Below are 26358 nucleotides of genomic sequence, written 5' to 3' on the forward strand. Positions count from 1 at the left end.
AACTGACGAATCGGCGTCCTGCGTCGAAGGTCGCACCCGGACCACGGGCTATCCACGGCCTGTCGATCCCACCCAAGGCGCGGCCGGATGGGGGGATCGACAATCCGAGGCTGCGATTCGCGGCCGGTGGTAGAAACGGGAAACCGGGGGGAGAAGCCGTTGATGATCGACCGGGCCGGGCTCGCCGAGTTCCTGCGCCGCCGCCGCGAGTCGCTGCAGCCCGAGGACGTGGGTCTTCCGCGCGGGCAGCGGCGCCGCACGAGCGGGCTGCGCCGCGAAGAGGTCGCCACGCTGTGCCACATCTCGGCCGACTACTACAGCCGGCTCGAGCGGGAGCGCGGGCCGCACCCGTCCGAGCAGATGGTCGCCTCGATCGCTCAGGGCCTGCACCTGTCGGTGGACGAGCGCGACCACCTGTTCCGCCTGGCCGGGCACCATCCGCCGACCCGGGGCGGCAGCGGCGAGCACATCAGCCCGGGCCTGCTGCGCATCCTCGACCGGCTGGACGACACCCCGGCCGAGGTGGTCACCGAGCTGGGCGAGACCCTGCGCCAGAACGCGTTCGGCGTCGCCCTCACCGGGGACCAGACGCGATATACCGGGCCGGACCGCAGCATCGGCTACCGGTGGTTCACCGACCCGGCGTTCCGGGACCGCTACCACCCCGACGACCACGAGCTGCACTCCCGGGTCTTCGCCTCCGGGCTGCGCCAGGCGGTCGCCGTGCGCGGCCCCAAATCCCGGGCCGCGCACCTGCAGCAGCTGCTGATGGCCCGCAGCGAGGAGTTCCGCGCCGTCTGGAACGAGCACGAGGTGGGCATCCGCTACAGCCACGTCAAACGGTTCGTCCACCCGGAGGTCGGCATCGTCGAGGTGACCTGCCAGTCGCTGCTCGACCCGGACCAGGCGCACGCGCTTCTCGTCTACACGGCCGTTCCCGGCAGCGAGAGCTACGAGAAGCTGCAGCTGCTGGCGGTGATCGGAAGCGCCTAGACCGGGCGGCGCAGCGGGATCGGGTTGTCGTCGGGCAGGGCCGTCCACGCCCGCTCGGCCAGCGGCACCAGCAGCCTGGCGCAGCGTTCCGTCCCGGCCGCGCCGAGGCGCTCCCACGGGCCGGCGGCCAGGCGATCGGTCAGGGCCTCGACCTCGTCGTAGGCGGCGCGGCCGGCGTCGGTGGCCTTGCCGTCGGCGGCCAGCCAGCCGCGGGACCGGAGGCGGTCGGCGGCGGCCTGCCACTCGTCGTCGGTCCAGCCCCGGGCCGGCTGGGTCACCTCGCGCAGGGTTTCGCCGTCGACGCCGACCCGCCAGACCAGGGACTCGCAGCCGTCCACGCCGGTGGTCAGCAGGGCGGCCACGTGGCCGTCGCCGCGGTGCTCCCGCAGCAGCGTCGCCGCGTGCCACAGGCGGCCGACCGGCGACTCGGGCCACGGCAGGTCGGCGTACGCGGCGGACAGCACCCGGCCGGGAATGTCCAGGTGGCGAGCGGCCGCCTCCAAGGCGTCGGCAGCGTCGGCCACGGAGGCCGCGGGCAGGCCCGAGAACAAGCCGGTCAGGGCGGCAACGGCGCCCGCCTCGCGGGCCTCGAGCGCGGCCGCCGGAGTGATGCGCGACCACACACCGGGGAACGCCCGCGACACCATGGCCGGCGCGAAGCCGAAGAACGCCGCGGTCACCGGGCCGGGGCCGACCGCACCGAGCGCGGCGGCCCGGCCGGCGAAGTAGCGCCGCCAGAAACCGGTCAGGCCGGCCGCCTCGAAGGCCTCGGCGGCCTGGGGCGTGAAGTAGGTGACGGCGTGCAGCGGCTCGAACAGGGACCACAGGCGGCGGGGCGTATTCATGGTTCGTATCATCGCCTCACAGCGGCGGGAAGCGCAGCGCCAGGTCGGCGAACTCGTGCAGCAGCCGGTCGTGGCGGGTGGCGACCCAGGCCAGGCTCACCTCGTTGTCGGGTATGTCGTCGATGCGTACGTGCGCAAGATCTTGCCTGGTATAGAAGCGCGCGGTGGAGAGCGGCAGGATCACCACGCCCCGGCCGGCGGCGACGTGCTCGAGCTTCTCCTCCACCGCCAGGTAGGCGCCGCGCCACTCGGGAACGGCGGCCGGATCCTGGAGCAGTTGCTCGCCGGCCAGCTCGGCGATGCCGGTCGACTCCTTGCCGGCCAGGCGGTGCTCGCGCGGCACGACCACCACGCGCGGCTCGGTGACCAGCGGGCGCAGGGTCAGGCCGCGCTGGTCGACCGGCAGGCGCAGGTAGCCGGCGTCGGCGCGGCCGTCGTGCAGGACCTCGGTCTGGTCGGCCACGCTCGTGCGCAGGACGTCCACGGTCAGGCCCGGATGCGCGCCGGCGAGCCGGCGGACCGCGTCGGTGACGATCAGGCCGGGCATGAACGCGACCACGAAACGGGCGGCGGACGCGACCCGGCGGCGCAGCGCCTCGGCCGACCGCAGCAGCGGCTCCGCGTCGGCGAGCAGCCGGTGGCCGGCCTCGGTGAGCTCGGTGCGGCGCCGGTCCCGTACGAACAGCTCGGCATGAAGCTCTTGCTCGAGGGCCCGGATCTGCCGGGAGAGCACCGGCTGGGCGATGTGCAGCTCGGTCGCCGCCCGGCCGAAATGCAGGTGCCGGGCGACGGCCACGAAGTAGCGAAGCTTGCGCAGGTCGACGTCGCTGATGCCATCAGGGTATTACAGGCGGCGAAAGAGGTCTTGGACGATCGGCCGCCGGCGGACGCAGCGTGGACGCATGACATCTTTCGACAATCAGCGGGTGGTCGTTCTCGGCGGCAGCTCGGGCATCGGGTACGCGACCGCGGAAGCCGCCCGGGCCCGGGGCGCCTCGGTCGTGGTCGTCTCGCGCTCGCCGCAGGAGGCCGCCGACCGCCTCGGCGTGACCGGCCTCGCCGCGGATCTGACCGATCCCGACGCGGTGGCGCGCGTCCTCGGCGGCATCGGCCCGGTCGACCACCTGGTCTACACGGCCGGGGAGGCGCTCTCGCTGATGCCCCTCGCCGGTTTCGACCTCGGCCGGGCGCACGGATTCTTCGAGCTGCGGTACTTCGGCGCGCTCGCGGCGGTGCGCGCGGTCCTGCCGCACCTGCGGCCGCGGGGTTCCATCACCTTGACCACGGGTACGGCCGGAGACCGTCCCACCCCGGGCTGGTCGGTCGCGGCCAGCATCTGCGGGGCCGTCGAGTCGCTGACCAGGGCACTCGCGGTCGAGCTGGCCCCGATCCGGGTCAACGCGGTGAAACCCGGCGTCACCCGATCGCCGATGTGGGGTGCGGGGGAGGGAGTCGAGCAGTTGTACGCCGAGACGGCGAAACTGGTGCCGCTCGGCCGGCCGGGTGAGGTCGCCGATGTGGCCGAGGCCGTGCTCTACCTGATGGCCCAGTCCTACACGACCGGCACGATCCTGCCCGTCGAGGGCGGCGCCCTGCTCGCATAGGAGTCAACCGGGGCGGGACCGGGTACATCGCCGGGCATGACTGCCGGCCCGGTCCTCGTGCACGAGCGGTACCGGCTGGGCCGGACCGTGGGCGCGGGCGGGATGGGTCGCGTCTGGCAGGCCCGGGACGAGATCCTCGACCGGGACGTGGCGCTCAAGGAGATTTTGCTGCCGGGCGAGCTGGCCGACGCCTCGGTGCGGCGGCACATGCTGCGCGAGGCCCGGGCCGCGGCCCGGCTGTCGCATCCGGCGGTGGCCCAGATCTACGACGCCTTCGAGTCGGACGGGCGCGCGTGGATCGTCATGGAGTACGTGCCGTCCCGCTCGCTGCAGGAGGTGCTGGACGAGGACGGCCCGCTGCCGCCCGCCCGCGTGGCGGAGATCGGTCTCGCGGTGCTGTCGGCACTGACCACGGCACATGCGGCGGGCGTACGGCACCAGGACGTGAAACCGGCGAACGTGCTGCTCGCCTCCGACGGCCGGGTGGTGCTCACCGACTTCGGCGTGGCGTCGGTCGAGGGGGAAAGCGTCAACACCAGCGCCGGCCTGGTCATCGGTTCGCCGCAGTACATGGCGCCGGAACGGGTGATGGACGGCGAGAGCACCCCGGCCGGCGATCTGTGGTCGCTGGGGGCGACGCTGTACGCGGCGGTGGAGGGACACGCGCCGTACGCGCGGCGCTCGGTGATGGAGACGATCACCGCGATCGCCAGCGAGGAGCCGCCGCCGCCCGCTCAGGCCGGGGAGCTGGAGCCGGCGCTGGACGGGCTGTTGCGGAAGTCGCCGGTCGACCGCATCGGCGCCGAGGAGACCGAGAGGTTGCTGTGGGAGGCCGCGATGTCCGCGGCCGCCCCTGCCCCGGCCTCGGCCGACACGCCTGCCGCCACCGCCCCCGCGCCTGCCGCGCCCGCGCCTGCCGCGCCCGCGCCGCCCGCGCCCGCGCCGCCCGCGCCCGCGCCGGCCCCGCCCGTGCCCGGCACGTCCGAGACGCCCGCGCTCGATGCGCCCACGCCGGCGAGGCCGAGACCCCGCCGGGCGCGCCGGGCGATCCTCATCGGCGCGGTGGTGCTGCTGCTCGTTGCCGCGGGCATCGCGTGGGTCGCTCTCCGGCCGGATCGCAACGATTCGATCGCGGGGACGACGCCAACCGCCTCGCCCGTGCCGTCCGCCTCGCCCTCCGGCCCGGCGTCGGCGTCGACCGGGGGCGGCGCACCGCCGTCCGCCGGGGCCGGCTCGGCGCCGTCCACCGAGGCCACCGTCGCCTCGGCCGCCGCGGGCGGGAAGACGCGGCCGCCGCTGCCGGCCGGCTGGATCGACTATCGCGACCCCACCGGGTTCTCCCTCTACGTGCCCGAGGGCTGGGCGCACTCCAAGGAGAGGGGCATCGTCTACTTCCGCGGCGGCGGGCGGGTTCTCGGCATCGACCAGACCAAGAGCCCTCAGTGGAACCCGGTCGCGGACTGGCGGGGCAAGGCCGACTACCGGGTCGCCCGCGGCGATTTCCCGGGGTACCACGAGATTCACATCAGGTCCGTCGACTACTTCCTCAAGGCCGCGGACTGGGAGTTCACCTTCGACCGGTCGGGCGTACGGCAGCATGTCAACAACCGGGGCCTGATCACGTCGCGGCACCAGGCGTACGGGATCTATTGGCAGACCTCCGATGCCGGATGGGGCGCCGCCCAGCCCGACCTGCGCCTGGTTTTCGCCAGTTTCCGGCCGGCGAGCTAGCGCGGCGCGAGCTCCGGCGCCGGGAACACGTCGCGGAACGTGAAGGCGTCGGGCGCCGGACCGCCGGCCCGGAGGCGTTCGAGACGCGCGATGCCCTGCCCCAGCGTCGGGATCTCGCCGGCCGGGATCCACCACAGCACCAGGGCCGCCTCCGGTCCGTGCGGGACGAACCAGTCGCGGCGGCGGCGCAGGTACTCGAGGTGGTGCGACTGGTAGGCGTACGCCCGCAATTGCTCCGGGGTCTTCCAGACCGAAAGCGTGTAGATGCGGCTCGGGTCGGCCGGCTCCGCGATCGTGCCGTCGGCGCCGTCGCCGGCCAGCCGCCAGACGAAGCCGGGCGAGCGGTCGGCGAGGTCGTTCATCAGCGCGATGCCCTCGGCGAAGTCGCGCATCGAGGGGTCTTCCAGCGGGGCTCGGAGCCGGGCGGTGTTCATCTGGGCCAGGTGGAAGGCGGTCATGGGCCCAGCTCACCAGCTCCCGGTTCTAATGTCAATGGAACTACTTTTTAGAAATGATGACGCAGCACCGGCCCGGCGCCGCATCCATCCGCGCGGCCCATCGATCGTCCAGGCCGGAACCCGCCAGCAGCCCGGTCACCATCGCGAGGTTCATCCCGCAGATGACCGGCGGAAACTGCTCGGCGAGCCGATGGAACGGGCAGTTGCGCAGCTCGATCCGGTCCGGGCCGTCGGCCACCGGCGCGTACCCCTGCCCGGTGAGCAACTCGGTCACGTCGGCGCAGGCCGGCGTCCGCGTGCCGTGCCGCTCCGCCACCTCGTAGAGCACCTGCTCGGCGCCCGCCTGCTCGAGCGCCTCGGCGAGCAGCTCGGCGGCGGTGCGGTAGGCGCGCGGCGGCACGCTGACCGCGTGCTCCCCGGCGGCGAGGTGGTACAGCTTGGCGGGCCGGCCGGCGCCGGGGCCGGTCTTCCCCGACCGGCGGGCGTACGAGACCTCGAGCAGCCCCGCCGCGACCAGTTTGTCGAGGTGGAACGCGGCCAGCGTGCGCCCGACCCCGAGCGCCGCGGCCACCTCGTCCCGCCCGACCGCCCCGCTCGCCGCCGAGAGCTCCGCGACGACGTGGTAGGCCTGCCGCCGCACCGGATCGGTGAGGCTGGCCAGGGCGTCGAGGTCGTGCAGGTGGTCCGAGGTCGTCACCGGGCAATCGTATTGCCAATGGGGCTTGTCGCTAGAACCTCAGTGCTCGATCAGGCCGCCGACCGGGACCGGCGGCACGTGGCCGCTCGCCGGCCGGGTCCGGGCCAGCGCCAGCCCGACGTCGACCAGCGACGACCGGCGCAGCCCGGCGACCTCGGCCGGCGGCACCCACGACGGCTCGGTCGTCTCCCGGTTGGGCTCGGGCCGCAGGGTGCCGCCGGTGATCCGCACCAGGTAGAAGACGCCGACGTTCTGGTGCTCGGCCCCCGCCCGCGCCTCCGCCGCCGGTATCACCCGGGAGTCGACGCCGAGCAGTTGGTCGACCTCCGCGTGGTAGCCGGTCTCCTCGGCCACCTCGCGGCGCACGGCGTCGAACGGGTCCTCGCCGTGCTCGACCCGGCCGCCGGGCAGGGTCCACGTCGTGCCGGCGTGGCGGGTCAGCAGCACCCGCCCGCCGGAGATGCACACCGCGTACGCCGCCAGCCGGAAGGTCATCCCAGCAGCGCGAGGTCGTCGTCGGTCAGGCTCAGGTCGCCGGCCGCGATGTTCTGTTCCAGATGGGCCAGCGAGCTCGTGCCGGGGATCAGCACGATGTTGGGGGAGCGGGCCAGCAGCCAGGCCAGCGCGACCTGCGGCGTGGTGACGTCGTGGCGGGCGGCGACGGCGGCCAGGTGCTCGGCGGTCACCGGGCGGAAGCCGCCGACCGGGAAGAACGGCACGTACGCGACGCCGGCCTCGGCGGTGGCGTCGACCAGCGGGTCGTCGTCGCGGGCGGCGATGTTGTACAGGTTCTGCACGCAGACGATCTCGGCGACCGTGCGGGCGAAGGCGAACTGCCCGGCCGAGATGTTCGAGATGCCCAGGTGCCGGATCAGGCCCTCGGCCCGCAGGGCCATCAGCGTCTCCAGCGCGGTGGCGAACCCGGCGTCGTCGTGCCCGCGGTCGCCCAGGCGCAGGTTCACCACGTCGAGCCGGTCCACGCCGAGCGAGCGCAGGTTGGCCTCGACGCCCCGGCGCAAACCGTCGGGGGTCATGCCCTTCTGCTCGGCCGGCGGCAGGTGGATGTCGTCGCCCTCGACCAGGGCGCCGATCTTCGTGACGATGACAAGGTCTTGCGCGTACGGGTGAAGAGCGCTCCGAATCAGATCGTTCGCGGCCACGCCGTCGCGCGCGTAGTAGTTGCAGGTGTCCAGGTGATTGACGCCCAGCTCGACCGCGCGCCGCAGGATGGCCAGGGCCGTGTCGCGGTCGGGCCGGTCACCGCGCGGCCAGCCGGTGAGCTTCATCGTGCCGTAGCCGACACGGCGGACGGTCAGGTCAGGACCGAAGGACCAGTGATCATTCTCCACGAGGGTCGACGGTAACGCGCGCCGACGCGGTCCGCCGACCGGTCGACCAGTCGCAGCACCTCGTCCCTGGTCCGGTAGTCCCGGTCGTTCCAGGTGGTCAGGTCGCGCACCCGGGCGGCCCGCACGAGCGGCGGCGCCAGCGGCCCGACCGGATCGGCGCCGGGCGTGACGTCGAACAGCGTGTGCCAGAGGGCGTCGAGCGCCGGGTACGCGTACTCCTTGCGCGGGCTCAGCAACCAGGCCCCGTGCACGACCGCCCCGACCAGGCACGCCCCGACGACCCGGGAGCGGTCGACGCGTACCGGCAAGAAGGGCAGGCGGCGGACGGCGGGCGTCTCCACGGCGTACCAGGTGCGCTGGACCCAGCCCCGGGCGATCACCCCGCGCGTCGCGCTGAGCACCGCGAGGGCGTCCTGATGGCGGCGCGGGGGAGCGGTCAGTTCGGTGTGCGGCACGTCAACCTCCCGATCGACCTCGATTGTCGCGCCGATGCCGCCGCGGGGCTAGGGTCTGATCTGCCGATCACGAGGGGGCGGCGATGGACCGGATCGAACGGGCCCGGGAAGCATTCGAGCGGGCGGTGTACGGCGGTGACACCGGCGCGCTGATCGAAGCCGAGCGCGATCTGGACGCGGTCGAGGCCGACACGGCGCTGGCGCGGGGCCGGCTCTTGCATGCCCGGTTCCAGGCCGCGGCCGGCGGCGCCGAGGATCCCGCCGAGCTGCCGTTGTTCGAGCGCGCGCTGGCCTTGTACCGGGCGCTGGGCGACTCCCGCGGCGAGGCCGAGGCCCTGTTCTGGATCGGCTGCCTGCACCAGTTCATCCGGCGCGACGACGAGACCGCCGTGCCCTGTCTGGAACGAGCGGCCGAGGCCGGCGACCGGCGGACCCGGGCCGAGGCGCTGCGGCACCTGGGCATCGCGGCGCACGCCGCCGGCCGGCTCGACGAGGCGCGTGAGCGGCTCGAGGAGTCGTCCCGCCTGCGCCGCGAGATCGGGAACCTGTCCGGGGTGGCCGCCAACATGGTCGGGCTGGCCTACATCGCCGCCGCCCAGGACCGCCGCGCGGACGCGCTCGCCATCCTCGACGAGGCGCACGGCATCGCCGTCGCGCAGGGCGCCCACGCCGTCGCCGGGCACATCGAGCAGGCGAGAACGGTCACTCGGGGGCAGTGAGCGGCTGCGCCGCGGTGAAGGCGACGCTGAGCAGGCCCGCCCGCGTGCGCACCTGGTACCGGCTGCGCCCGCGCTTCTCGACGGTGCCGGTCAGGCCGGCGTACTTGCCCGACCCGGTCAGCCGCACCCGGTCGCCGACCGCCACCGGGATCGGCGCGGGCTCGGGCCGGCCCCCGTCGCGCAGCCGGGCGAGCTCGGCCTCGTAGCGCGGGTCCATCGCCGCCGGGGCGCCGCGATGGGTCCAGGTGTAGCGGGCGGAGAGGTCGAACCGGGGCGAGCACTCCGGGCACGATCGCACGCGCACCGGCCGGCGGTGGGCGGTGGTGCGGTGGCCGGCCGGGCAGGTGCCCACCCACGCCCCGTCGACCTGCGGCGCGTCCGCGGGCAGGCACCGCCCGCCCGAGTAGCCGATGCGCCGCGCGACCGTCCGCCACACCCGGTCGTGCCCGTGCCGGGGCCCGGCCAGCGCGTGCGCGATCTCGTGCAGCACGATCTCGGTGACCTGCTCCGGCGAGTACAGCGCGATCAGCGGCCGGGACAGGGCGATCTCGCGCCGGTCCGAGCGGCAGGCCCCGGCCCGCGTCTTGGCGTTGTCGTACGTCAGCCGCCACCCGCTGAGCCGATGCCGGGCCATCAGCCCGAGCGCCAGTTCCCGTGCTTCCCCCAGATCCAACCCGCGACGCTCCCTAGTCCGCGTCCGACGGGCGTAACTGGCGCCGGGACGTGATGCCCAGCTTGGCGAAAACCTTGCGCAGATGCCACTCGACCGTGTGTGGGCTGAGGAACAACCGGGCGCCGATCTCCGGGTTGGTGAGGCCGGCCGCGGCCAGGCGGGCGATGTTTCCCTCCTGCGGGGTGAGGGCGTCGTCGCCGCGGGTGGCGCGCTCGGCGGCGGGCTCGCCCGCGGCGCTCAGCTCGCGGCGGGCGCGGTCGGCGAAGGCGGCGGCGCCGGCGGTGGCCAGCATGTCGTACGCGGTACGCAGCGGGCCGCGGGCCTCGAGGCGCCGGTTCTCGCGGCGCAGCCATTCGCCGTACAGCAGATGGGCCCGGGCCAGTTCCAAGCGGATGCGGGTCCGCCCGAGCCGTTCGATCGCCTCCCGGTATCCGGCCTCGGCCGCGTCGCCCGTCGCCAGCAGCGCACCGGCCCGGGCGAGCAGGCCGAGCCCCCAGTCGGTCCCCGCCGCCCGCGTCTTCGCCGCGAGCCGGTCGTAGGCCCCGGCCGCCGCCCCGGGCCGGCCACTGCGCACGGCCGCCTCGATCAGCTCGGACAGCGCCCAGCCGCCGACGCCCGACTCGAGCGGGTAGGCGGCCGCGGCCTCCGCCGCCGTCCGGGCTTCGCCGTAGCGGGCCAGCCCGTTCAGCAACAGCGACTGCGCCCAGCGGGTGACCATGGCGCCGGCGTCCTCGCCGCGGGCCGCCGCGTCGGCCAGGCTCGTGCCGATCAACGTGGACGCGAGCGCCTCGTCGCCGCGCCAGGCGGCCAGCGACACCGCGCCGTACGACACCAGCGCCACCCCGGTCGCCTCACCGATCGCCTGGATCTCGGCGATCAGCGAGGCCGCCGCCGCGTGGTCGCCGGCGACCATGCGCACGTACGCCAGCGAGTTGAGGGTGAGCGGCAGCGAGCTGAGGTCGCCCGCCTCCCGGGCGACCCGCACGTGCCGCTCGGACAGCGTCGCCCAGCCCTCGTCGTTCCACACGTCGGCCGCCGTGACCGCGGCCAGCCACAGCCAGGACTGCTCGTCCGGGCCCGAGCCGTGGTCGTCGCCGAACGCCGCCAGCGCCTCGTTCACCTGCGGAATCGCGGCGGCGTACCCCTCCAGGCGGGCCACCGCGAGGCTGTCCAGCAGCAGGTCGCCGGGCCGGGGCCGGGCCGGCTTCGGCGCCGCCAGCACCGCCCGCGCCACCGCGGCCGGGCCCTCCGACCCGCCGGCCAAGATGATCGCGCCCATCGCCTCGCGGTAGGTGTCGCGGGCGAGGTCGAGGTCCAGCGGCTCGAGCCGGCGGCCGGCCTCCAGCAGCAGGCGCGGCGCGGCCGCGTCGTGCCCGGAGGCGAAGGCGATCTGGGCCCGCATCAGGTTCACCCGGGCCCGGTGCAGCTCGCCGGCCGGCCCGTCGTCGGCGGTGAGCAGCAGCTTCAGCGCGATCTCGAACGCGCCGCAGCGCAGCTCGGCCCCGGCCGCGGCCAGCGCGCGCACCGCCCGGGTCGCCGGGTCGGGCGTCAGCTCGGTCGCCCGCCGCAGGAACTCGGCCGCCGCCGCGATGCCGCCGCGGCGCTGGGCCCGGTCGGCCGAGCGGACCAGCTCGGCGGCGACGTCCTCGTCGGCGTCGGCCGCCGCGTGCGCCCGATGCCAGGCGCGCCGGTCGGGGTCGGCCGCCGGGTCGGTCGCCTCGGCCAGGGCCCGGTGGACGTCGCGGCGGTCGGCGGGTGTCGCCGACCGGTAGATCGCCGTGCGCACCAGCGGATGCCGGAACCGCACCCGCGAACCCAGCTCGATCAGCCCGGCGGCCTCGGCCGGCGCGCCCGCGTTCATCGGCAGGCCCTGCAACCGGGTCGCCCGCAGCAGCAGGCTCGCGTCGCCGAGCGGCTCGGCCGCCGCGGTCAGCAGCACCTTGCGGGTCGACGCCCGCAGCGACCGCACCCGCCGGGCGAAGCTGCGCTCGATCTGGTTCGCCATCGGCTGCGCGTCGGGCAGCCCGAACCCGCCCGCCAGCTCGGCCGCGGTCAGCCCGCGCGGCAGCTCGATCAGGGCCAGGGGGTTGCCGCGCGTCTCGGCGACGATCCGGTCCCGGACCCGATCGTCGAGCCGCCCGGGCACGGCCGAGTCCAGCAGCGCGCGGGCGTCGTCGTCGGCCAGCCCGCCGACCGGCAGCTCCGGCATGCCGCGCCAGACCGCGGTCGCGACCGGGTCGCGTACGGCGAAAATCATGCCGATCCGCTCGGCCACCAGCCGCCGCGAGGCGAACGTCAGCGCCCGCGCCGACTCCTGATCGAGCCACTGCCCGTCGTCGATCACCGCCAGCAACGGCCGGTCCTCGGCCGCCGCGGCCAGCAGGCTCAGCACGGCCAGCCCGACCAGGAACCGGTCCGGCGGGCTCCCGGCACTGTGCCCGAAGGCGACGGCCAGCGCCTCGCTCTGCGGTCCCGGGATCCGCTCACGCAGGCCCAGCAGCGGCGCGCACAGCTGGTGCACGCCGGCGAACGGCAGCTCCATCTCGGACTCGACCCCGGCGGCCCGCACCACCCGGAACCCGCCCGCCTGCCCGGCGAGATGGTCGAGCAGGACCGACTTGCCGACCCCCGCCTCACCGTGGATCAGCAGCGCGCGTCCCTCGCCCCCGCGCACATCATGGAGCGCACGGCTCAGAACCGCACGCTCGAGGTGCCGGTCGCGGAACTCGTGTGCCCCCGCGCTCGTCATGACCGCAACGCCTTGATCCCCCCGACCCGAGACTAGAGGTCCCGGCGACGTTGCGGTAGGCGCTGTGCGCGGCCGCGAGCAGGGCTTCCAGGCCGGCGAGCTCACCGGCGAGCGAGGCCGCGGCGAACGCCCGGACGAACCGGCCGGGGTGGGGCGAATCGGCCGGGCGGCGCACCCCGGCCGCGATCCGGGCGCGGGCCCGCGACACCAGCTGGCGGGCATTCTCCGGGCCGATGTGCAAGATCTGAGCGATTTTCCCGTACGGGTACGCGAAGCCCTCCCTCAGCAGGTACGCGCCTCGCTCGTACGGTGGCAGGCGCTCGACCAGCAGCCGGGCGGCCAGTTCGATGGTCTCCCGCCGCTCGGCCTCGGCCGGCGGATCGCCATCGCCGGCCGGTTCGCGGTCCGGCCCGATGGCCACATAGGTCTCGTGCCGCCGCCGGGCGCTCCGCACCAGGTTGATCGCGAGCCGCACGGTCGCGGTCGCCAGGAACGCGTCGGCGTTGCGCACCGCGGCCCGGTCCGTGCGCTGCCAGCGGACCCAGACCTCCTGCACCACGTCCTCCGCCTCGTGCACGTTGCCGACGATCCGATGCGCGAGCGCGAACAGTCGCGGGCGTGCCCGGACGAAGCTGTCCACATCGAGCTGAGTACTCACCTTCCCGACTCCCCCCTCGGCCGTGTCGTCCCCACGGTCGTCCCCGGGGGAGTGACCACGCGCCCCGGAGATCCGTGGTCGAGTCCGTGGTCGGCGGGTGGGGCTGTGCGCTTTTACCGTTTTCTCAGGATTTCGTGGCTAGCATCCGCGGGCATGAGCTCTCCGTTACGCCGCCTGGGCCGGCTTGCCGCCCTGATGATCGCGGCGACCACGGCCGTGGCCTGCACGCAGGGCGAGCCGGCCCCGCGGTCGCCGGTCAGCGCCTCGCCGCCGGCGCCGGACGCCGGGCACAAGGTGATGATCATCGCCGAGGAGAACCGCGGCTACCACCAGATCATCGGCAGCTCGCACGCGCCGTACCTGAACCGGGTCGCCGCCGTGTTCGGCACCGCCACCCATTTCGACGCCGGCTACCCGGCGCACTGCCCGTCGCTCGCCGCCTACATCCTGATGACCAGCGGCGGCACCGGCGGCATCTGCGACGACAAGGACCCGAAGGCGCACCGGCTGACCGGCGACAACGTGTTCCGGCAGGTCGCCGCCTCGGGGCGGCAGTGGCGCGCCTATGCCGAGGCCGCGCCGGGCGCCTGCGTGCTCCGCGGGCACGGCCGCTACCTGGTGCGGCACGTGCCGGCCACCTACTACCGGGGCGAGCGGGCCGACTGCCGGCGCTGGGCGGTGCCGCTCGGCGGCGGGCGCGCGGGCGCCCTGCACGACGACGTCGCGGCCGGGACGCTGCCCGCCTTCGCGTTCGTCAGCCCCGACGCCTGCGACGACATGCACGGCGCCCCGGGCTGCCCGAGTGACCTGATCGCGGCCGGCGACCACTGGCTGGCCGGGTGGCTGCCGCAGATCATGGCCGGTCCCGACTACCGGTCCGGCCGGCTCACGATCGTGGTCACCTGGGACGAGGGCACGTCGACCAGCAATCACATCCCGACCCTCGTGATCGGCCCGGGCGTCCGGCACGTCGCCACCACCGCGCCGCTCACCCACTGCTCGACGCTGCGGTTCACCGAGGAGCAGCTGGGCCTTCCGCTGCTGGGATGCGCCGCGGCCGCCCCGTCACTCGGGGCGGCCTTCGGCATCCGACGGTGATCAGCCCACCGGGCCGGTCGCCAGCTTCACGGTGGCGCTGTGCGACTGGCCGGAGACGTCGGTCCACTTCACCTTGACCTTGTCGCCGGGGTGGTAGCGATCGAGCAGGTTGGTCAGCGCCGTAGCGTCGCTCACGGTGGTGCCGGCGACCGACTGGATCACGTCGCCCCGGGCGAGGCCCGCGGACTCGGCCGGCGAGCCCTGGACCACGCCGAGCACGGCCGGGCCGGACTCGTTCGCGTAGCCGTTGCCGCTGGTCTCGATGCCCAGATAGGCGGTCTCGCCGATGTGCACCACGCCGGACGACTTGCCGGCCCGGATCTGGTCGGCGAGGGCGACCGCGGTGCCGATCGGGATCGCGTAGCCGTCGCCGCCGGCCGCCTGGTAGCGGAACCCGGCCGAGGCCGCGGTGTCGACGCCGATCACCTGACCGGAGGTGGTCAGCAGCGGGCCGCCCGAGTCGCCGGCCTGGATGGCGGCGTTGACCTCGATCAGCCCGGTGAGCTTCTCGGACGCGCCGGACGCCTCGTCCGACGCGGTGATCGACTGCCCGAGCGCGGTGACCACGCCGCCGACGGCGCTGGGGGTGCCGCCGGTGCCGCCCGCGTTGCCGATCGCGACCACCTGTTGCCCGGCCGTCACCGGGGTGCTCGACAGGGTGGCGGTGGCCAGGCCGGACGCGCCGGAGAGCTTGAGGACGGCGATGTCGCCGGTACGGTCGTAGCCGACCACGGCCGCCCGATAGCTCTTCTGGTTGCCGATGTCGGTGACGGTGATGCTGGTGGCGCCCGAGACCACGTGGTTGTTGGTGAGGATGACGCCGCTCGAGTCGATCACGATGCCGGTGCCGGCGGCCTCGGCGTTCTGCGCGCCGAGCACGGAGACGATGTCCACGAGCGCCGGGTCGACCTTGGTCGCGACCGCCGAGATCTGGCTGTCGGTGGGCCCGCCCGCGGCCGTGCCCGAACTGTCCCCCGAGCCGGACCCGTTGCCGGACCCGACGCCGCCGCCGTTGCCGGTCCCGCCGTTGTCCGTCCCACTGCCGCCGCCCGAATTGTCCGGGTTCAACGGCAGGTACGGCGACAAATAGCCGCTGCTCGACGACGACGATGCCGCCGCGTCGGGGTGCAACGACCAGCCCGCGGCGAACCCGCCGGCCCCGGCGAGCACGACCGCCGCGATGCCGCCGCCGACCGCCGCCACGATCCGCCCGTGATGCCGTTTGCGCGGGGGCGGCGGGGCCGGCTGCTGATAGGGGTACTGCTGCCACTGCTCGGGCGGGGGCCACCCGCCCGGCTGGGGTGCGTAGGTGAACTGTTCAGGAATGGTCACCGGAGGTCGCCTCCCGAGCCGCCGAATTCGCGCTGACGACTCCGGTCTACCGCCGCTTTCTTAGGAACCCCTGTGGGCCTGCTGTATGTACGCCGCTAGATGGATGCCCCGCGGGCGATCGCGGCGGCGGCCAGCTGGGCGCGGTTGGTGACGTCGAGCTTGGTGAAGACGTGCGCGAGGTGGGTCTTCACCGTGCCGCGGCTCATCAGCAGGCGGGCGCCGATCTGCGGGTTGGTCAGGCCCTCGGCGACCAGGCCGACGACCGCGAGCTCGGTCGGCGTGAGGCTGGACCAGCCGGCGGCCGGGCGGCGCCGGCGGCCGCGGGCCCGCCGGACGTAGGCGACGCCCTGATCGAGGGTGAGCCGCGTGCCCTCGGCCGCGGCCCGGTCGAACGCGGTCGCCCCGAGCGCCCGCCGCAGATCGCCGGCGGTCTCGTCGTACGCCCGCTGCTGGTCGGCCCGGCGCGGAAGGCCCAGGGCCGCGCGGGCCGAGCCGGCCGCGCAGAGGATCCGCACGTCGTCGGGCGCCGGCTGGATGGCCGCACCGGCGCGGGCCAGAGCCTCGAGGCTGTCGAGCTGATCCGCGCGCAGCCGATGGTCCGCCCGGATGGTCAGCGCCGCGTGGTGAAGCTCGACCGCCCGGGCGAGGCCGTCCGGCTCGGCGGCGGCGAGCTCGGCCCGGGCGGCGTACGCCTCGGCCAGCGCCCCGGGCATCCGCAGGCGGCGAGCGACCTCGACCGCCCGGTCGAGCACCGCCACCGCCTCGCCGGGACGGCCGGTGGCGGCCAGCGCCGCACCGAGCCGGGGGAGGGCCCGCGCGGCGAGCCAGGTCGCGGCGTCCCGGTCGGTGGAACGGGCCGCCCGCCGCAACGCGTCGACGGCGGCCGGCGGGTCGTCCCGGCACATCGCCAGCACCGCCACGGCGTCGTCGAGACCCGGTATGAACACCTCGTCCCCGGCGCCCTCGACCAGGCGCAGCACCGGGCCGATCACCTCGGTCGCCCCGGCGAGGTCGCCGGTCGCCGCCCTGATCCGGGCGAGCACCGAGCGGGCCATCCCGACCCGGAGGTAGTCGCCGAGCGGCTCGGCGACCAGCAGCGCCTCCGCGGCCAGGTCCGCCGCCCGGCCCGGGTCGCCGCCGGCCAGGGCGCCCTCCGCCTGGTACGTCAGCAGCGTGGACAGCACGCCCCGGTGCTGTCGCAGGTGCCGCCGGACCGGCTCGTCGACGATCGCCTCGGCCTCGTCGTGCCGGTCGCGCAGGTGCAGGATGATCGCCTGGAGCGCGCGGGCGCCGCCGAGCACGAAGGAGTTCCCGCCGGCCCGGGCCGCGGCGTGGGCCCGCTCGCACAGCTCCCACGCCTCGTCGAAGTCGGTGTAGAACGAGCCGACCGCCAGCAGGTTCAGGCACAGCGCGCGCAGTCCCTCGTCGCCGGCCCCGGTGGCCAGCTCGAGCGCCCGCGCGGCGGCGTCCCGCTCGACGTCGAGCGGGCCGGCCGTGTCGGCGACCAGGGCGAGACCGGTCATCAGCCGGGCCTGCAGCAGGGAGCGTTCGCCCGGCACGCGGTCGACGGCGCGCCGCAGGAAGCCGATGCCCTCCCGGCCGCGCCGGTCGGAATGCCACAGCCAGGCCAGGGACGCGGCCAGCTCGCGGCCGGCCCGCGGGTCCTCGTGGGCGAGGCTCCAGTCCAGGGCCGCGCGCAGGTTGTCGTACTCGAGCACGAGCGCCTGCCGCCACCCGTCGGCGTCGCTCTCCCGGTCGCCCTCCGCGGCCTCGACGAAACGCAGGTACCAGGCGAGATGCCGGCCGCGCAGCGCGGTGTCGCCCTCGGCGTCCACGAGACGGGCCGCGGCGTACGTGCGGATCGTCTCCAGCATCCGGTAACGCGACGCGTCCGCCCGTACCTCCGCCACCACCAGCGATTTGTCCACCAGCCGGCCGAGTGCCGGGATGTCGGCGGCGCAGACCGCCTGCGCCGCGTCGAGCCCGAACGTCCCGGCGAACACGGCGAGCCGCCGGAACACCACGCGATCGGCCTCGTCCAGCAGCGCGTAACTCCAGTCGATGGATCCGAGGAGGGTGCGCTGCCGGCGTTGTGCGCCCCGGGGCCCGCGCACGAGCAGCGCGAACCGGTCGTCCAGGCCCGCTTCGACCTGCCGGGGCGTCAGGGTGCGCACCCACGCCGCGGCCAGTTCCAGCGCCAGCGGTATCCCGTCCAGGTGCGCCGCGATCGAGCGGATGGCCGCCTCGTTGGACTCGTCGAGCGCGAACGTGGGCTGCACGAGGCGCGCCCGATCGACGAACAGCGACAGCGAGTCATCGTCGGACAGGGGCGGAACCCCCAGAACCATTTCCCCGGGTACGCCGAGCGGCTCCCGGCTGGTGACCAGTACGGTGATCCGCGGGCAGGCGCGCAGCAGGTCCTCCACCGTGCCCGCGACCCCGTCGAGCAGGTGCTCGGCGTTGTCCAGGCACAGCAGCGACCGCCGGCCGGCCAGATGGGCGCGAAGGGCGGCGCCGCCGGCGACCGGCCCGGGCACCGCCTCGGCGATGGTGTCCGCGACCATCGCGCCGTCACCCACCGTCGCGAGGTCGACCCACCAGACGCCGTCCGGGTAGCGATCGGCTCGACCGCCGGCGACCTGGGCCGCGAGCCTCGTCTTCCCGGCGCCGCCCGGCCCGGTCAGGGTCACCAGCCGGTGCTGGTCGAGCAGCCCGGCCGCGGCCCCGATCTCGGTCCGGCGTCCGACGAAGGACGTCAGCGGCGCCGGGAGGTTGGTCGGCGCCCGGGCTTCCCGCATGGACCCCAGGATGCCATCGGCCACCCGCGGCGGCGGCATCGGCCACTTGGCAGATGATCCGCGACCGCGTGCGGGGGAGGCTCGGGTCATGACGAACGGACCACTTACCGTCTCCACCCGCAACCCCCGCTACTTCACCCCGGTCTCCGGGCCGGGCGCCGGCCGCGCGGTCTACCTGACCGGGTCGCACATCTGGAACAACCTGCAGGACGGCATGGGCCCCGGTCCCGGCCGCCCGGACCGGCCGGAAACCATGGACTTCTCCGCCTACCTGCGATTCCTCACCGAACGAGGGCACAACTTCATCCGGCTCTGGCGCTGGGAGCAGGTCCTGTCCCAGGCCGCGGGCGGGAACTACCACCTCAACATGACGCCGCAGCCGTGGTCGCGGACCGGGCCGGGCCCGGCCAAGGACGGCGAGCCCCGCTTCGACCTGGACCGGCTCGACGACGGCTTCTTCCGGCGGCTGCGCGAGCGGGTGGTGGCGGCCGGCGAGGCGGGCATCTACGTCGGCGTCATGCTGTTCGACGGCTGGGCGCTGCATCTCAGCCCGCCGCCGGACCACATCGAGGGCCACCCGTTCCACGCCGCCAACAACGTCAACGGCGTCTCGGCAAGCTCGATCAACGACCTCCAGGTCCTGCCGCTCGACCCGAAGATCCGGGCGATTCAGGAGGCGTACGTCCGGAAGGTCGTCGACACCCTGCAGGACCTGCCGAACGTGCTGTGGGAGGTGGCCAACGAGTCGTCCGGCGACGGCACGGTCACCGACGAGTTCGCGGGGTTCCTGGGCATGGACAAGGCGCCGGTCTGGGGCGACTCGACCGGCTGGCAGTACTGGGTCGTCGACACGGTCAAGCGGCACGAGGCGGAGTGCGGCTACGACCCGCACCCGATCGGCATGACCATGCAGTTCCCGGTGGCCGAGCAGACCAAGGTGAACGACCCGCTGCTCGGCAGCCGCGCCGAATGGATCTCACCCGGCTACGACGACGAGATCTTCGCCGGCGGCGGCCACCCGATGGCCCCCGGCAACCCGCCGTCGCACTGGTACACCGACCCGCCGATCGCCGACGGCGCGAAGGTGGTCCTCAGCGACACCGACCACTACGCGCCGGGCCAGGGCGACGCGCTCTGGGCGTGGAAGTCGTTCCTGCGCGGCCACCACCCGATCCTCATGGACTACGGCCTCATCGCCGGCCTCGAGCCCGGCGACGAACCGGCGGCCGAGACCGGCGTGCCGCCGTTCGCCCACTACGAGCCCGCCCGGTGGGCGATGGGCGACACCCGCCGGTACGCCGAGCGGATGAACCTGATCGACACCCAGCCGCGGCGCGACGTCGCCTCCACCGGGTACGCCCTGGCCAACCCCGGCGCCGAGTACCTGGTGCTGGAGCCGCACGGCGACGGCCGGTCGTTCACCGTGGACCTGCGCGCCGGCTCGTACCGGGTCGAATGGTTCGCCGTCACCACCCGCGAAACGGCGACGGCCGACGTGCTGACCGTCGAGTCGGACGGCGCGGTCGAGCTCTCCTCGCCGTTCCCGCCCGGCCCCGCCGTCGTCTACCTGAACCGCGACGCGGTCGTGTGAGACTGAACAGCGATGGCCGACACGAGCTTCAGCACGCTGGCGAGGACGCTGCTCGACACGAACGGCTTCCTCACCCTGGGCACGGCCGACCCCGGCGGCCGGCCGTGGACCTCCCCGGTCTACTTCGCCGCCGACGGCCTCCGCGAGTTCTACTGGTGCTCGGAGTCCGGCGCCGTGCACTCGCGGAACATCGCCGAACGCCCCGAGGTGAGCATCGTCGTGTTCGACTCCAGCGTCCGGCCCTACTACGGCCGTGCCCTGTACGCGGCCGGAACGGCGGCCGAGCTGGCGGGCGCCGACCTCGACCGCGGGCTGCGGGTGTATCCCGGGCCGAGCGACCGGGGCGGCTCCGCGCTCACCCGCGACGACGTGACCGGCTCGTCGCCCTACCGCCTCTACCGCGCGACGGCGACCGACCTGTGGGTCCTGTGCCCCCGCGAGCCGGGACAGCCGTGCCCGCCGCACGGGCTCGCCAAGGACCACCGGGCCCGCGTCGGCTAGGCCGGCTCCGGGCCGGGCCGCGGCAGCCGGATCCGCATGGCGGCGCCCTCGTCGCGGGCGTCGGCGGTGAGCGTGCCGCCGTGCGCGGCGACGATGTCGCGGGCGATGGACAGGCCCAGCCCAGCGCCGCCGCCCGTGCGTGACCGGCTGTCGTCGAGGCGGACGAACCGGTCGAAGATGCGCTCACGGTCGGCGGCCGGGATCGGCGGGCCGTCGTTGGCGATCACGATCTCCGCGTACGCCTGGTCGCCGCGCACGGTGATCGACACCTCCGCGGCGGCGTGCCGGGCCGCGTTGTCGACCAGGTTGCGCACCGCCCGCAGCAGCGCGTCCGCGTCGCCGGTGACGCGCGCCGGCTCGACGGTGGCGCGCACGGCCAGCCCCGGGTGCAGCTCGGCCAGGCGCTCCCGCTCGGTGTAGACCAGGTCGTCCAGGTCGACGTCGCCCCGGCGTACGCGCAAGGGATTGTCGTCCATCCGGGCCAGCAGGAGCAGATCGTCGACCAGCCGGGCCATCCGGGCGCTCTCGGTGCGGATGCGGCCGACCGAGCGGGTCGCCGGCTCGGGCAGCTCGGCGCCGTCGAGCAGGTCCGCGTTCGCCTGCACCGTCGCCAGCGGGCTGCGCAGCTCGTGACTGGCGTCGCCGACGAACCGGCGCTGGGCGGCCGAGGACGCCTCGATCCGGTCGAGCATCGTGTTCATGGTCGAGGCCAGCGCCGCGATCTCGTCGTCGGTGGGCGGCACCGGCAGCCGCTCGTGCAGGTTGCGGGAGGTGATCGTCGCGGCCTGCCGGCGCATCGCCTCGACCGGCAGCAGGGTGCGCCCGACGAACCAGAACGTGGCGATGCCGACCACCACCGCGAGCAGCGGCAGGCCGATCAGCATCGCCGCCAGCACCGCCTCGGTCCCGTCGTCGATGCTGTCCTCGGAGACGGCGACGAGCACCGTACGGTCGCCGGCTCCCTCGGCCACCACCAGGAACGGCTCGCCGGGCGGGTGCCACCGCCCGGTCGCCTTCTGACCGGCCCGCGGGCGCAGCTCGGAGATCGGACCCTGCCCGGCGAGCGCGTCCGACGCGGCCTCGACCCGGCCCGAGGCGTCGAGCACCTGCACGACCGTGCGCTCGCGGGCCGACGGGCGCAGCAGGGTGGCCAGGTCGGAGCCGTTCTTCACGGCGGCGACGACCTGGGTCGCCTTGTCGTCGGCCACGCTCGTGACGTTGTCGAGCAGGATGACGCGGGTGGTCACCAGCAGCGCCACGCCGGCCAGCAGCGAGGCGATCGCGACCACGACGGCGGCGGCGAGGGCGGACCTCAGCCGTACGCCGAGGCGCCGTCGCAGCGAGAACATGGGCGCCACGGTAGCGGCCCGAACCCGGGCCCGGCGGGTGTCTTCAGCACATTTTCAGGTGCTCGGGGGTCAGTCTGGACCCATGCGTGTGCTGGTGGTGGAGGACGAGGTCAATCTGGCCGAGACGATCCGGGACGGCCTGAGCGAGGCCGGCTTCGTGGTGGACGTGGTGCACGACGGGGTGGACGGGCTGTGGCAGGCGACCGAGACGCCGCACGGCGCGTACGACGTGGTCGTCCTGGACATCATGCTGCCCGGGCTCAGCGGCTACGAGGTCTGCCGGACGCTGCGGGCCCGCAAGGTGTGGACGCCGATCCTGATGCTGACCGCCAAGGACGGCGAGTACGACCAGGCCGACGCGTTCGACCTCGGCGCCGACGACTACCTGACCAAGCCGTTCTCGTTCGTGGTGCTGATCGCCCGGCTGCGGGCGCTGATCCGGCGCGGCGCCCCCGAGCGGCCGGTCGTGCTCTCGGCCGGCGACCTGCGGCTCGATCCGGCGCAGCGGCGGGTGTGGCGCGGCGAGGAGCCGGTGGCGGTGACGCCCCGGGAGTTCGCGATGCTGGAGTTCCTGATGCGGCACGAGGGTCAGGCGGTGACCAAGCGGGCGATCCTCGAGAACGTCTGGGACGCCCACTTCTCCGGCGATCCCAACATTGTCGAGGTCTACATCGGCTACCTGCGCAAGAAGATCGACCACCCCTTCGACCGGCAGTCGATCGAGACGGTCCGCGGCGCCGGCTACCGCATCGTGGCCGACGGGTCCTGAGCCGTGTTCAGCGATTCTTCAGCGCCGCGTCATCACCCTCTCCCGCATGCTGAGCCCTTCACCCGTCCTGATCGTCTCGGCCGGCATCGGCGCCGGTCATGACGGCGTCGCCGCCGAGATCGCGCGGCGCATGAGCGCCTCCGGGATCACCGTCCGGCGCGTCGACTACCTCGATCTGCTCCCCACCGGCTGGGGAAAGACCATCAAGCGGACGTACGCGCGGCAGCTCGCGCTCGCCCCCGAGAGCTGGGGCCGCCTGCTCGACGTCATGGCCCGCCCCGGCGCGGCCCGGCGCGCGGCCTGGCTGGCGGACCGGGCGGCGCGACGCCGGCTGCTGGCCGAGGCCGGCCCGAACCCGGCGGCGGTGGTGTCCACCTATCCGCTCGCCACCCAGGCGCTGGGCCGGCTGCGGCGGTCCGGCCGGCTGACCGCGCCGGCCATCGCCGTCATGACCGATCCCTCGGTGCACCCGCTCTGCGTGGCCGCCGGCATCGACCTGCACATCGCCCAGAACGACGAGGCCGCGGCCGTGATCCGGGACGTGCACGGCCTGCCCGCGGCCACCAACGCCCCGATGGTCGGCCCCGCCTTCCGCCCGCGGCGCGGCCCGGCCGACATGCGCGAGGCCCGCAGGCGGCACGGCCTGCCCGCCGACGTCCGACTGGTGCTCGTGGTGGCCGGCTCGTGGGGCGTCGGCGACATCGACGCCACCGTGCGCGACCTGGGCGGGGCCACCGACGCGGTGCCGGTGGTGGTCTGCGGGCGCAACACGGCCCTGCGCGACCGGCTCGCCGCGACCGGCAAGGCGATCGCCTTCGGCTGGGTCGACGACATGCCCTCGCTGCTGCACGCGGCCGACGTGGTGGTGCACAACGCGGGCGGCCTGACCAGCGCCGAGGCCCTCGCCAGCGGCGTGCCGCTGATCAGCTACCGGTGCCTGCCCGGGCACGGCGTGGCGAACGCGGGCGTGCTCCAGCGCGCGGGCTCGGCGGCGTGGCCGCGTACGGAGGAGGAATTGGCTTTCGCTCTGAAAACCGCGATGGCGAGCACCGTTCCGGTGACCCGATGAGCGCCGTCCGCACGGCCGTGGAGTCGATCGCCCACCCGCTGCCCGCGGTCGCCGCGATCGGCCCGCTGCGCCGCCGCCTGCTGCCCCGCCTGGCCGGCCTCGGCAACCCCCGGCACGTGGCGCTGACCTTCGACGACGGCCCGCACCCCGACGCCACCCCCGAGCTGCTGGGCCTGCTCGACCGGGCCGGCGTGCGCGCCACGTTCTTCCTGCTCGGCCGCGCGGCGGAGGAGCTGCCGGAGGTGGCGCGGGCGATCGCCGACGCCGGCCACGAGATCGGCGTGCACGGCTACGAGCACCGTCTGCTGCTCAAGCGGACGCCGGGCGCGACCCGTTTCGACCTGAGCCGGGCCACCGCGGCCATCACCGCGGTGACCGGTGCCCGGCCGCGATGGTGGCGGCCGCCGTACGGCGTGGCGAACGCCGCCGCCCTGCTGGAGGCCCGCCGCCTGGCCCTCCGCCCGGTCCTGTGGACGTGCTGGGGTCGAGATTGGACGGCCGGCTGCACCCCCGACTCGGTCTACCGAAGCGTCTTCCGCCGGCTCGACGGCGGAGGCACGATCCTGCTGCACGACAGCGACCACGCCGCCGCCCCGAAGTGCTGGCTGTCCACGCTCGGAGCCCTCCCCGCCATCCTCACCACGTGCCGTGCCCGCGGCCTGGCCGTCGGCCCGCTCGCCGAGCACGGGCTGTCCCGGTGAGGCCCTGTCCCGCCGAGGTGACGCCATGCTGGTCTTGTTCGTCTATGCGGTAGGCGCTCTCGCCGCCCTGCGCGCCCGCCGAATCCGCCCGGCGGCATGCCTCGCCGCCATGGCCGCGGCCGCGTTCGCGCTGACCGAGGCCCTGACGCTGAGCGGCCCCCGCCCGCGTCCGTGGCCGGCGGGCCTGGCGGTGGCCTTCGCCGTGGCGTTCGGCGTGCTGTTGTTCCTCGACCGTCGCCTGGGCCTGCTGCTGGCGGCGGTAGCGGCGCTGGCCCGCATCGACCGCCCCGGCGACATGGCGGCCGCCGTAGCCATCGCCGCCCTGTCGGCGTTCGGCGTCTTCGTCGCCGACCGAGGCGCGAGCACCCTCGGCTCAGACCGCGCCCGCGGGCGCATCGGCGTCGGAGGCGCCGGCTTCAGGCCGACCGGCAGACGAGCCGGCGGCGGGCGTCTCCGCGGGGACGGTCCGGGCGGCCTGCACTTGGAGAACGGCCGCGAACCAGCCGAGCAGCAACACCCAGAGATAGGGGTCGACCAGCTCGATCCGGCTCCCGGCAACCTGATCGGCCGCCCCCAGCGAGGGCGGCATGAGAGGGGGGATGAGCGCAGCCGGCCCGGCCGCCGACAAGGTCTCGACCAGGATGACGACCAGCAATGACCCGGTCGTGGCCGCGACGAGGGCCGCCCGCAGCCCCATCACCGGCCCACCACCGCCCGCCGGCCCACCACCGCCCGCCGGCCCACCACCGCCCGCCGGCCCACCACCGCCCGCCACCGGCCGCCCCGCCCCGGAGTCGCCGCCGCCCGCCGCCCGCCCCGTCCCGGGATCGCGCCCGCCCACCGGCCGCCCCGCCCCGGGATCGCGGCCGCCCACCAGCAGCCCCGCCCCGGCCGCGCCGCAGGCCACCAGCACGATGGCCGCTCGCGGATCGGCCGGAATCGGCGGAAAGACCAGCGCGCCCGCCACCCACAGGCCGACCGCCCCCGCACCGCCCGCGAGGCCGGTCACGAGCGCGCGGGAGGATGTAGCCGCCCACCCCGTGGTCAGGGCGAGCGCCCCCACCAGGTACCCGGCGAACATCAGCGACAGGACCGGCACCCCGCCCAGATCGTCGTTGGTCTTGTGGGCGATGTCCCGGGTCATCTCCGTCGCCAGCGTCCCGACCAGCACGTACGCCACCACGCGAGTGAGGCGCGCCGCGCGGTCGCGGGCCACCGGGCCGAGCGGTCCGACCAGCCCGAGCTCGGCGACCACCGCGATCACCACGGCGATCGCCACCACGCCCCACCGCCGCGGCGCCCAGTCGATCCAGGCGCTCCACCGCAGCACCCCCGCCACGATCGCGACCGGCAGCAGCAGATATCCCACCCGCTGCCACACCGCGGCCCGCCCGGCGACCACGCCCAGGCACCCGGCCGCGAACCGCCACCGCTCGCCCGCCGCGTCGACCGTCTCGAGCTCGGCGAGCATCGCCCGCCCCCAATCCCGCCGCCCGGCCGGCAGCAGCCGAACCCCGCCGCCCAGCACCCACGAGGCCCCGTCGCGCCGGCTCACCACGCACCCGCCCGAATCGTCCCGGCCGGCGTCCGCCCCTGGACGCCGCGCCGCTCAGCCGCCCGAATCGTCCCGGCCGGCGTCCGCCCCCGGGCGCCGCGCCGCGCACCCGCCCGGATCGCGCCGGTGGCCTCCGCGCTCACCACGCACCCGCCCGAATCGCGCCGGTGGCACCCGCGCTCACCACGCACCCGCCGGTCGCCCGGGCTTGCGCGACCGAGCCGGCGCGGCCCCGTCCGCGCCTTCCGCCGCCCGACCAGCACCCGGCGCCGCCCGACCAGCACCCGGCGCCGCCCGACCAGCACCCGGCGCCGCCCGACCAGCACCCGGCGCCGCCCGACCAGCACCCGGCGCCGCACGACCGGCACCCGGCGCCGCCGCCGTCTCGGCCGCCAGCGTCACCCCGTCACCGGTCAACCGGTACAGGTGGCGTGGCGGCCGCCCGGCCGGCGGCGCCGACTCCCACGAGGACTCCAGCAACCCGCGGTCGTGCAACCGCATCAGGATCGGATAGAGCGAGCCGGCCGGCAGGCCGACCTGCCGGCCCAGCTCGTAGCCGTAGCGCCAGACGGCGGGCCGCTCGGCCAGCGCGTGCAGCACCGCGGCGGTCTGCGGCGAAGGTCTCCGGGATCGGGTCACGCCGGTAACTCTATATAGGTAGAAT

Annotated in this window: 25 protein-coding genes; 10 read left to right on the forward strand and 15 right to left on the reverse strand. The window is 75.0% G+C overall.

What is annotated here, in order from left to right; genetic code table 11:
* Nucleotides 1–165: 165 nt before the first annotated feature.
* Nucleotides 166–993, forward strand: a complete 828-nt coding sequence (locus ACZ6TB_RS10910; protein ID WP_465553648.1) for a helix-turn-helix transcriptional regulator — start codon at nucleotides 166–168, stop codon at nucleotides 991–993.
* Here ACZ6TB_RS10910 and ACZ6TB_RS10915 read toward each other — a convergent pair.
* Nucleotides 990–1838 carry an SCO6745 family protein gene (locus ACZ6TB_RS10915; protein WP_465553015.1) on the reverse strand — a complete coding sequence of 283 codons (849 nt, stop codon included), beginning with the start codon at nucleotides 1836–1838 and terminating at the stop codon, nucleotides 990–992. The genes ACZ6TB_RS10910 and ACZ6TB_RS10915 overlap by 4 nt on opposite strands.
* Nucleotides 1839–1854: 16 nt before the next feature.
* The gene (locus ACZ6TB_RS10920) at nucleotides 1855–2670 is read right to left on the reverse strand and encodes a LysR family transcriptional regulator (protein WP_465553650.1); all 816 of its coding nucleotides are present in this window, start codon (nucleotides 2668–2670) and stop codon (nucleotides 1855–1857) included.
* A 70-nt stretch (nucleotides 2671–2740) separates the two neighbouring features.
* Here ACZ6TB_RS10920 and ACZ6TB_RS10925 point away from each other — a divergent pair, with 70 nt between their 5' ends.
* Together ACZ6TB_RS10925 and ACZ6TB_RS10930 are read left to right on the forward strand one after the other, a co-directional pair.
* A complete protein-coding gene (locus ACZ6TB_RS10925) occupies nucleotides 2741–3442 on the forward strand; it encodes an SDR family oxidoreductase (protein WP_465553017.1) in 702 nt (233 codons plus the stop codon).
* 36 nt (nucleotides 3443–3478) lie between these two features.
* The gene (locus tag ACZ6TB_RS10930) at nucleotides 3479–5173 is read left to right on the forward strand and encodes a serine/threonine-protein kinase (RefSeq protein WP_465553019.1); all 1695 of its coding nucleotides are present in this window, start codon (nucleotides 3479–3481) and stop codon (nucleotides 5171–5173) included.
* Here ACZ6TB_RS10930 and ACZ6TB_RS10935 read toward each other — a convergent pair.
* Genes ACZ6TB_RS10935 through ACZ6TB_RS10955 form a run of 5 tightly spaced genes read right to left on the reverse strand, consistent with a single transcriptional unit; the run spans nucleotide 5170 to nucleotide 8132 of the window.
* Nucleotides 5170–5631: a DUF3291 domain-containing protein gene (locus ACZ6TB_RS10935; protein WP_465553021.1), complete on the reverse strand. Its 462-nt coding sequence runs from the start codon at nucleotides 5629–5631 to the stop codon at nucleotides 5170–5172. The genes ACZ6TB_RS10930 and ACZ6TB_RS10935 overlap by 4 nt on opposite strands.
* A 40-nt stretch (nucleotides 5632–5671) precedes the next feature.
* Nucleotides 5672–6328, reverse strand: coding sequence for a helix-turn-helix transcriptional regulator (locus ACZ6TB_RS10940; protein ID WP_465553023.1), 657 nt, complete (start codon nucleotides 6326–6328; stop codon nucleotides 5672–5674).
* Between the two features lie 39 nt (nucleotides 6329–6367).
* A complete protein-coding gene (locus tag ACZ6TB_RS10945) occupies nucleotides 6368–6823 on the reverse strand; it encodes an NUDIX hydrolase (RefSeq protein WP_465553025.1) in 456 nt (151 codons plus the stop codon).
* Nucleotides 6820–7677 carry an oxidoreductase gene (locus ACZ6TB_RS10950; protein ID WP_465553027.1) on the reverse strand — a complete coding sequence of 286 codons (858 nt, stop codon included), beginning with the start codon at nucleotides 7675–7677 and terminating at the stop codon, nucleotides 6820–6822. The genes ACZ6TB_RS10945 and ACZ6TB_RS10950 overlap by 4 nt, the downstream gene beginning before the upstream one ends.
* Nucleotides 7641–8132: a DUF6197 family protein gene (locus tag ACZ6TB_RS10955; RefSeq protein WP_465553029.1), complete on the reverse strand. Its 492-nt coding sequence runs from the start codon at nucleotides 8130–8132 to the stop codon at nucleotides 7641–7643. Before ACZ6TB_RS10955 ends, ACZ6TB_RS10950 begins: the two co-directional genes overlap by 37 nt.
* Before the next feature lie 83 nt (nucleotides 8133–8215).
* Between ACZ6TB_RS10955 and ACZ6TB_RS10960 the strand changes: the two genes are divergently transcribed.
* Nucleotides 8216–8851, forward strand: a complete 636-nt coding sequence (locus ACZ6TB_RS10960; RefSeq protein ID WP_465553031.1) for a tetratricopeptide repeat protein — start codon at nucleotides 8216–8218, stop codon at nucleotides 8849–8851.
* Here ACZ6TB_RS10960 and ACZ6TB_RS10965 read toward each other — a convergent pair.
* The 3 genes from ACZ6TB_RS10965 to ACZ6TB_RS10975 are packed head-to-tail and all read right to left on the reverse strand — an operon-like array spanning nucleotide 8835 to nucleotide 12931.
* Complete coding sequence (locus ACZ6TB_RS10965) at nucleotides 8835–9524, reverse strand: SprT-like domain-containing protein (protein ID WP_465553033.1); 690 nt, start codon at nucleotides 9522–9524, stop codon at nucleotides 8835–8837. The genes ACZ6TB_RS10960 and ACZ6TB_RS10965 overlap by 17 nt on opposite strands.
* A gap of 13 nt (nucleotides 9525–9537) precedes the next feature.
* The gene (locus ACZ6TB_RS10970) at nucleotides 9538–12273 is read right to left on the reverse strand and encodes an ATP-binding protein (RefSeq protein ID WP_465553035.1); all 2736 of its coding nucleotides are present in this window, start codon (nucleotides 12271–12273) and stop codon (nucleotides 9538–9540) included.
* On the reverse strand, nucleotides 12200–12931 hold the full coding sequence (locus ACZ6TB_RS10975) for a sigma-70 family RNA polymerase sigma factor (RefSeq protein ID WP_465553037.1): 732 nt from the start codon (nucleotides 12929–12931) through the stop codon (nucleotides 12200–12202). Before ACZ6TB_RS10975 ends, ACZ6TB_RS10970 begins: the two co-directional genes overlap by 74 nt.
* Nucleotides 12932–13084: 153 nt before the next feature.
* On the opposite strand from ACZ6TB_RS10975, the gene ACZ6TB_RS10980 reads away from it, so the two are divergent.
* Entirely contained in the window at nucleotides 13085–14029 is a 945-nt protein-coding gene (locus ACZ6TB_RS10980) for an alkaline phosphatase family protein (RefSeq protein ID WP_465553039.1), read from the forward strand.
* Here ACZ6TB_RS10980 and ACZ6TB_RS10985 read toward each other — a convergent pair whose 3' ends face one another.
* Nucleotides 14030–15361, reverse strand: coding sequence for a S1C family serine protease (locus tag ACZ6TB_RS10985; RefSeq protein ID WP_465553041.1), 1332 nt, complete (start codon nucleotides 15359–15361; stop codon nucleotides 14030–14032).
* A 95-nt stretch (nucleotides 15362–15456) separates the two neighbouring features.
* A complete protein-coding gene (locus ACZ6TB_RS10990) occupies nucleotides 15457–18159 on the reverse strand; it encodes a helix-turn-helix transcriptional regulator (RefSeq protein ID WP_465553043.1) in 2703 nt (900 codons plus the stop codon).
* A gap of 88 nt (nucleotides 18160–18247) precedes the next feature.
* Here ACZ6TB_RS10990 and ACZ6TB_RS10995 point away from each other — a divergent pair, with 88 nt between their 5' ends.
* Together ACZ6TB_RS10995 and ACZ6TB_RS11000 are read left to right on the forward strand one after the other, a co-directional pair.
* A complete protein-coding gene (locus ACZ6TB_RS10995) occupies nucleotides 18248–19750 on the forward strand; it encodes a hypothetical protein (protein WP_465553045.1) in 1503 nt (500 codons plus the stop codon).
* A 12-nt stretch (nucleotides 19751–19762) separates the two neighbouring features.
* A complete protein-coding gene (locus ACZ6TB_RS11000; protein ID WP_465553047.1) occupies nucleotides 19763–20251 on the forward strand; it encodes a pyridoxamine 5'-phosphate oxidase family protein in 489 nt (162 codons plus the stop codon).
* On the opposite strand, the gene ACZ6TB_RS11005 is transcribed toward ACZ6TB_RS11000, so the two are convergent.
* Nucleotides 20248–21600: a sensor histidine kinase gene (locus ACZ6TB_RS11005; protein WP_465553049.1), complete on the reverse strand. Its 1353-nt coding sequence runs from the start codon at nucleotides 21598–21600 to the stop codon at nucleotides 20248–20250. The genes ACZ6TB_RS11000 and ACZ6TB_RS11005 overlap by 4 nt on opposite strands.
* A gap of 82 nt (nucleotides 21601–21682) precedes the next feature.
* Here ACZ6TB_RS11005 and ACZ6TB_RS11010 point away from each other — a divergent pair, with 82 nt between their 5' ends.
* The 3 genes from ACZ6TB_RS11010 to ACZ6TB_RS11020 are packed head-to-tail and all read left to right on the forward strand — an operon-like array spanning nucleotide 21683 to nucleotide 24139.
* Nucleotides 21683–22369 (forward strand): response regulator transcription factor, encoded by a 687-nt coding sequence (locus tag ACZ6TB_RS11010; RefSeq protein ID WP_465553051.1) that lies wholly within the window; start codon nucleotides 21683–21685, stop codon nucleotides 22367–22369.
* A gap of 46 nt (nucleotides 22370–22415) precedes the next feature.
* On the forward strand, nucleotides 22416–23438 hold the full coding sequence (locus ACZ6TB_RS11015; RefSeq protein WP_465553053.1) for a glycosyltransferase: 1023 nt from the start codon (nucleotides 22416–22418) through the stop codon (nucleotides 23436–23438).
* The gene (locus ACZ6TB_RS11020; RefSeq protein WP_465553055.1) at nucleotides 23435–24139 is read left to right on the forward strand and encodes a polysaccharide deacetylase family protein; all 705 of its coding nucleotides are present in this window, start codon (nucleotides 23435–23437) and stop codon (nucleotides 24137–24139) included. Before ACZ6TB_RS11015 ends, ACZ6TB_RS11020 begins: the two co-directional genes overlap by 4 nt.
* 373 nt (nucleotides 24140–24512) lie before the next feature.
* Here ACZ6TB_RS11020 and ACZ6TB_RS11025 read toward each other — a convergent pair whose 3' ends face one another.
* Together ACZ6TB_RS11025 and ACZ6TB_RS11030 are read right to left on the reverse strand one after the other, a co-directional pair.
* Nucleotides 24513–25694 (reverse strand): hypothetical protein, encoded by a 1182-nt coding sequence (locus tag ACZ6TB_RS11025; protein WP_465553057.1) that lies wholly within the window; start codon nucleotides 25692–25694, stop codon nucleotides 24513–24515.
* A gap of 180 nt (nucleotides 25695–25874) precedes the next feature.
* The gene (locus ACZ6TB_RS11030) at nucleotides 25875–26333 is read right to left on the reverse strand and encodes a PadR family transcriptional regulator (RefSeq protein WP_465553058.1); all 459 of its coding nucleotides are present in this window, start codon (nucleotides 26331–26333) and stop codon (nucleotides 25875–25877) included.
* Nucleotides 26334–26358: the final 25 nt, after the last annotated feature.

The sequence above is a fragment of the Actinoplanes sp. NPDC051537 genome (assembly GCF_055586105.1).

Coding starts and splice junctions, on each gene's coding strand:
- ACZ6TB_RS10915 (WP_465553015.1), bottom strand. CDS start 1,838: ATGAATACGCCCCGCCGCCTGTGGTCCCTGTTCGAGCCGCTGCACGCC.
- ACZ6TB_RS10925 (WP_465553017.1), top strand. CDS start 2,741: ATGACATCTTTCGACAATCAGCGGGTGGTCGTTCTCGGCGGCAGCTCG.
- ACZ6TB_RS10930 (WP_465553019.1), top strand. CDS start 3,479: ATGACTGCCGGCCCGGTCCTCGTGCACGAGCGGTACCGGCTGGGCCGG.
- ACZ6TB_RS10935 (WP_465553021.1), bottom strand. CDS start 5,631: ATGACCGCCTTCCACCTGGCCCAGATGAACACCGCCCGGCTCCGAGCC.
- ACZ6TB_RS10945 (WP_465553025.1), bottom strand. CDS start 6,823: ATGACCTTCCGGCTGGCGGCGTACGCGGTGTGCATCTCCGGCGGGCGG.
- ACZ6TB_RS10960 (WP_465553031.1), top strand. CDS start 8,216: ATGGACCGGATCGAACGGGCCCGGGAAGCATTCGAGCGGGCGGTGTAC.
- ACZ6TB_RS10970 (WP_465553035.1), bottom strand. CDS start 12,273: ATGACGAGCGCGGGGGCACACGAGTTCCGCGACCGGCACCTCGAGCGT.
- ACZ6TB_RS10980 (WP_465553039.1), top strand. CDS start 13,085: ATGAGCTCTCCGTTACGCCGCCTGGGCCGGCTTGCCGCCCTGATGATC.
- ACZ6TB_RS10990 (WP_465553043.1), bottom strand. CDS start 18,159: ATGCGGGAAGCCCGGGCGCCGACCAACCTCCCGGCGCCGCTGACGTCC.
- ACZ6TB_RS10995 (WP_465553045.1), top strand. CDS start 18,248: ATGACGAACGGACCACTTACCGTCTCCACCCGCAACCCCCGCTACTTC.
- ACZ6TB_RS11000 (WP_465553047.1), top strand. CDS start 19,763: ATGGCCGACACGAGCTTCAGCACGCTGGCGAGGACGCTGCTCGACACG.
- ACZ6TB_RS11005 (WP_465553049.1), bottom strand. CDS start 21,600: ATGTTCTCGCTGCGACGGCGCCTCGGCGTACGGCTGAGGTCCGCCCTC.
- ACZ6TB_RS11010 (WP_465553051.1), top strand. CDS start 21,683: ATGCGTGTGCTGGTGGTGGAGGACGAGGTCAATCTGGCCGAGACGATC.
- ACZ6TB_RS11015 (WP_465553053.1), top strand. CDS start 22,416: ATGCTGAGCCCTTCACCCGTCCTGATCGTCTCGGCCGGCATCGGCGCC.
- ACZ6TB_RS11020 (WP_465553055.1), top strand. CDS start 23,435: ATGAGCGCCGTCCGCACGGCCGTGGAGTCGATCGCCCACCCGCTGCCC.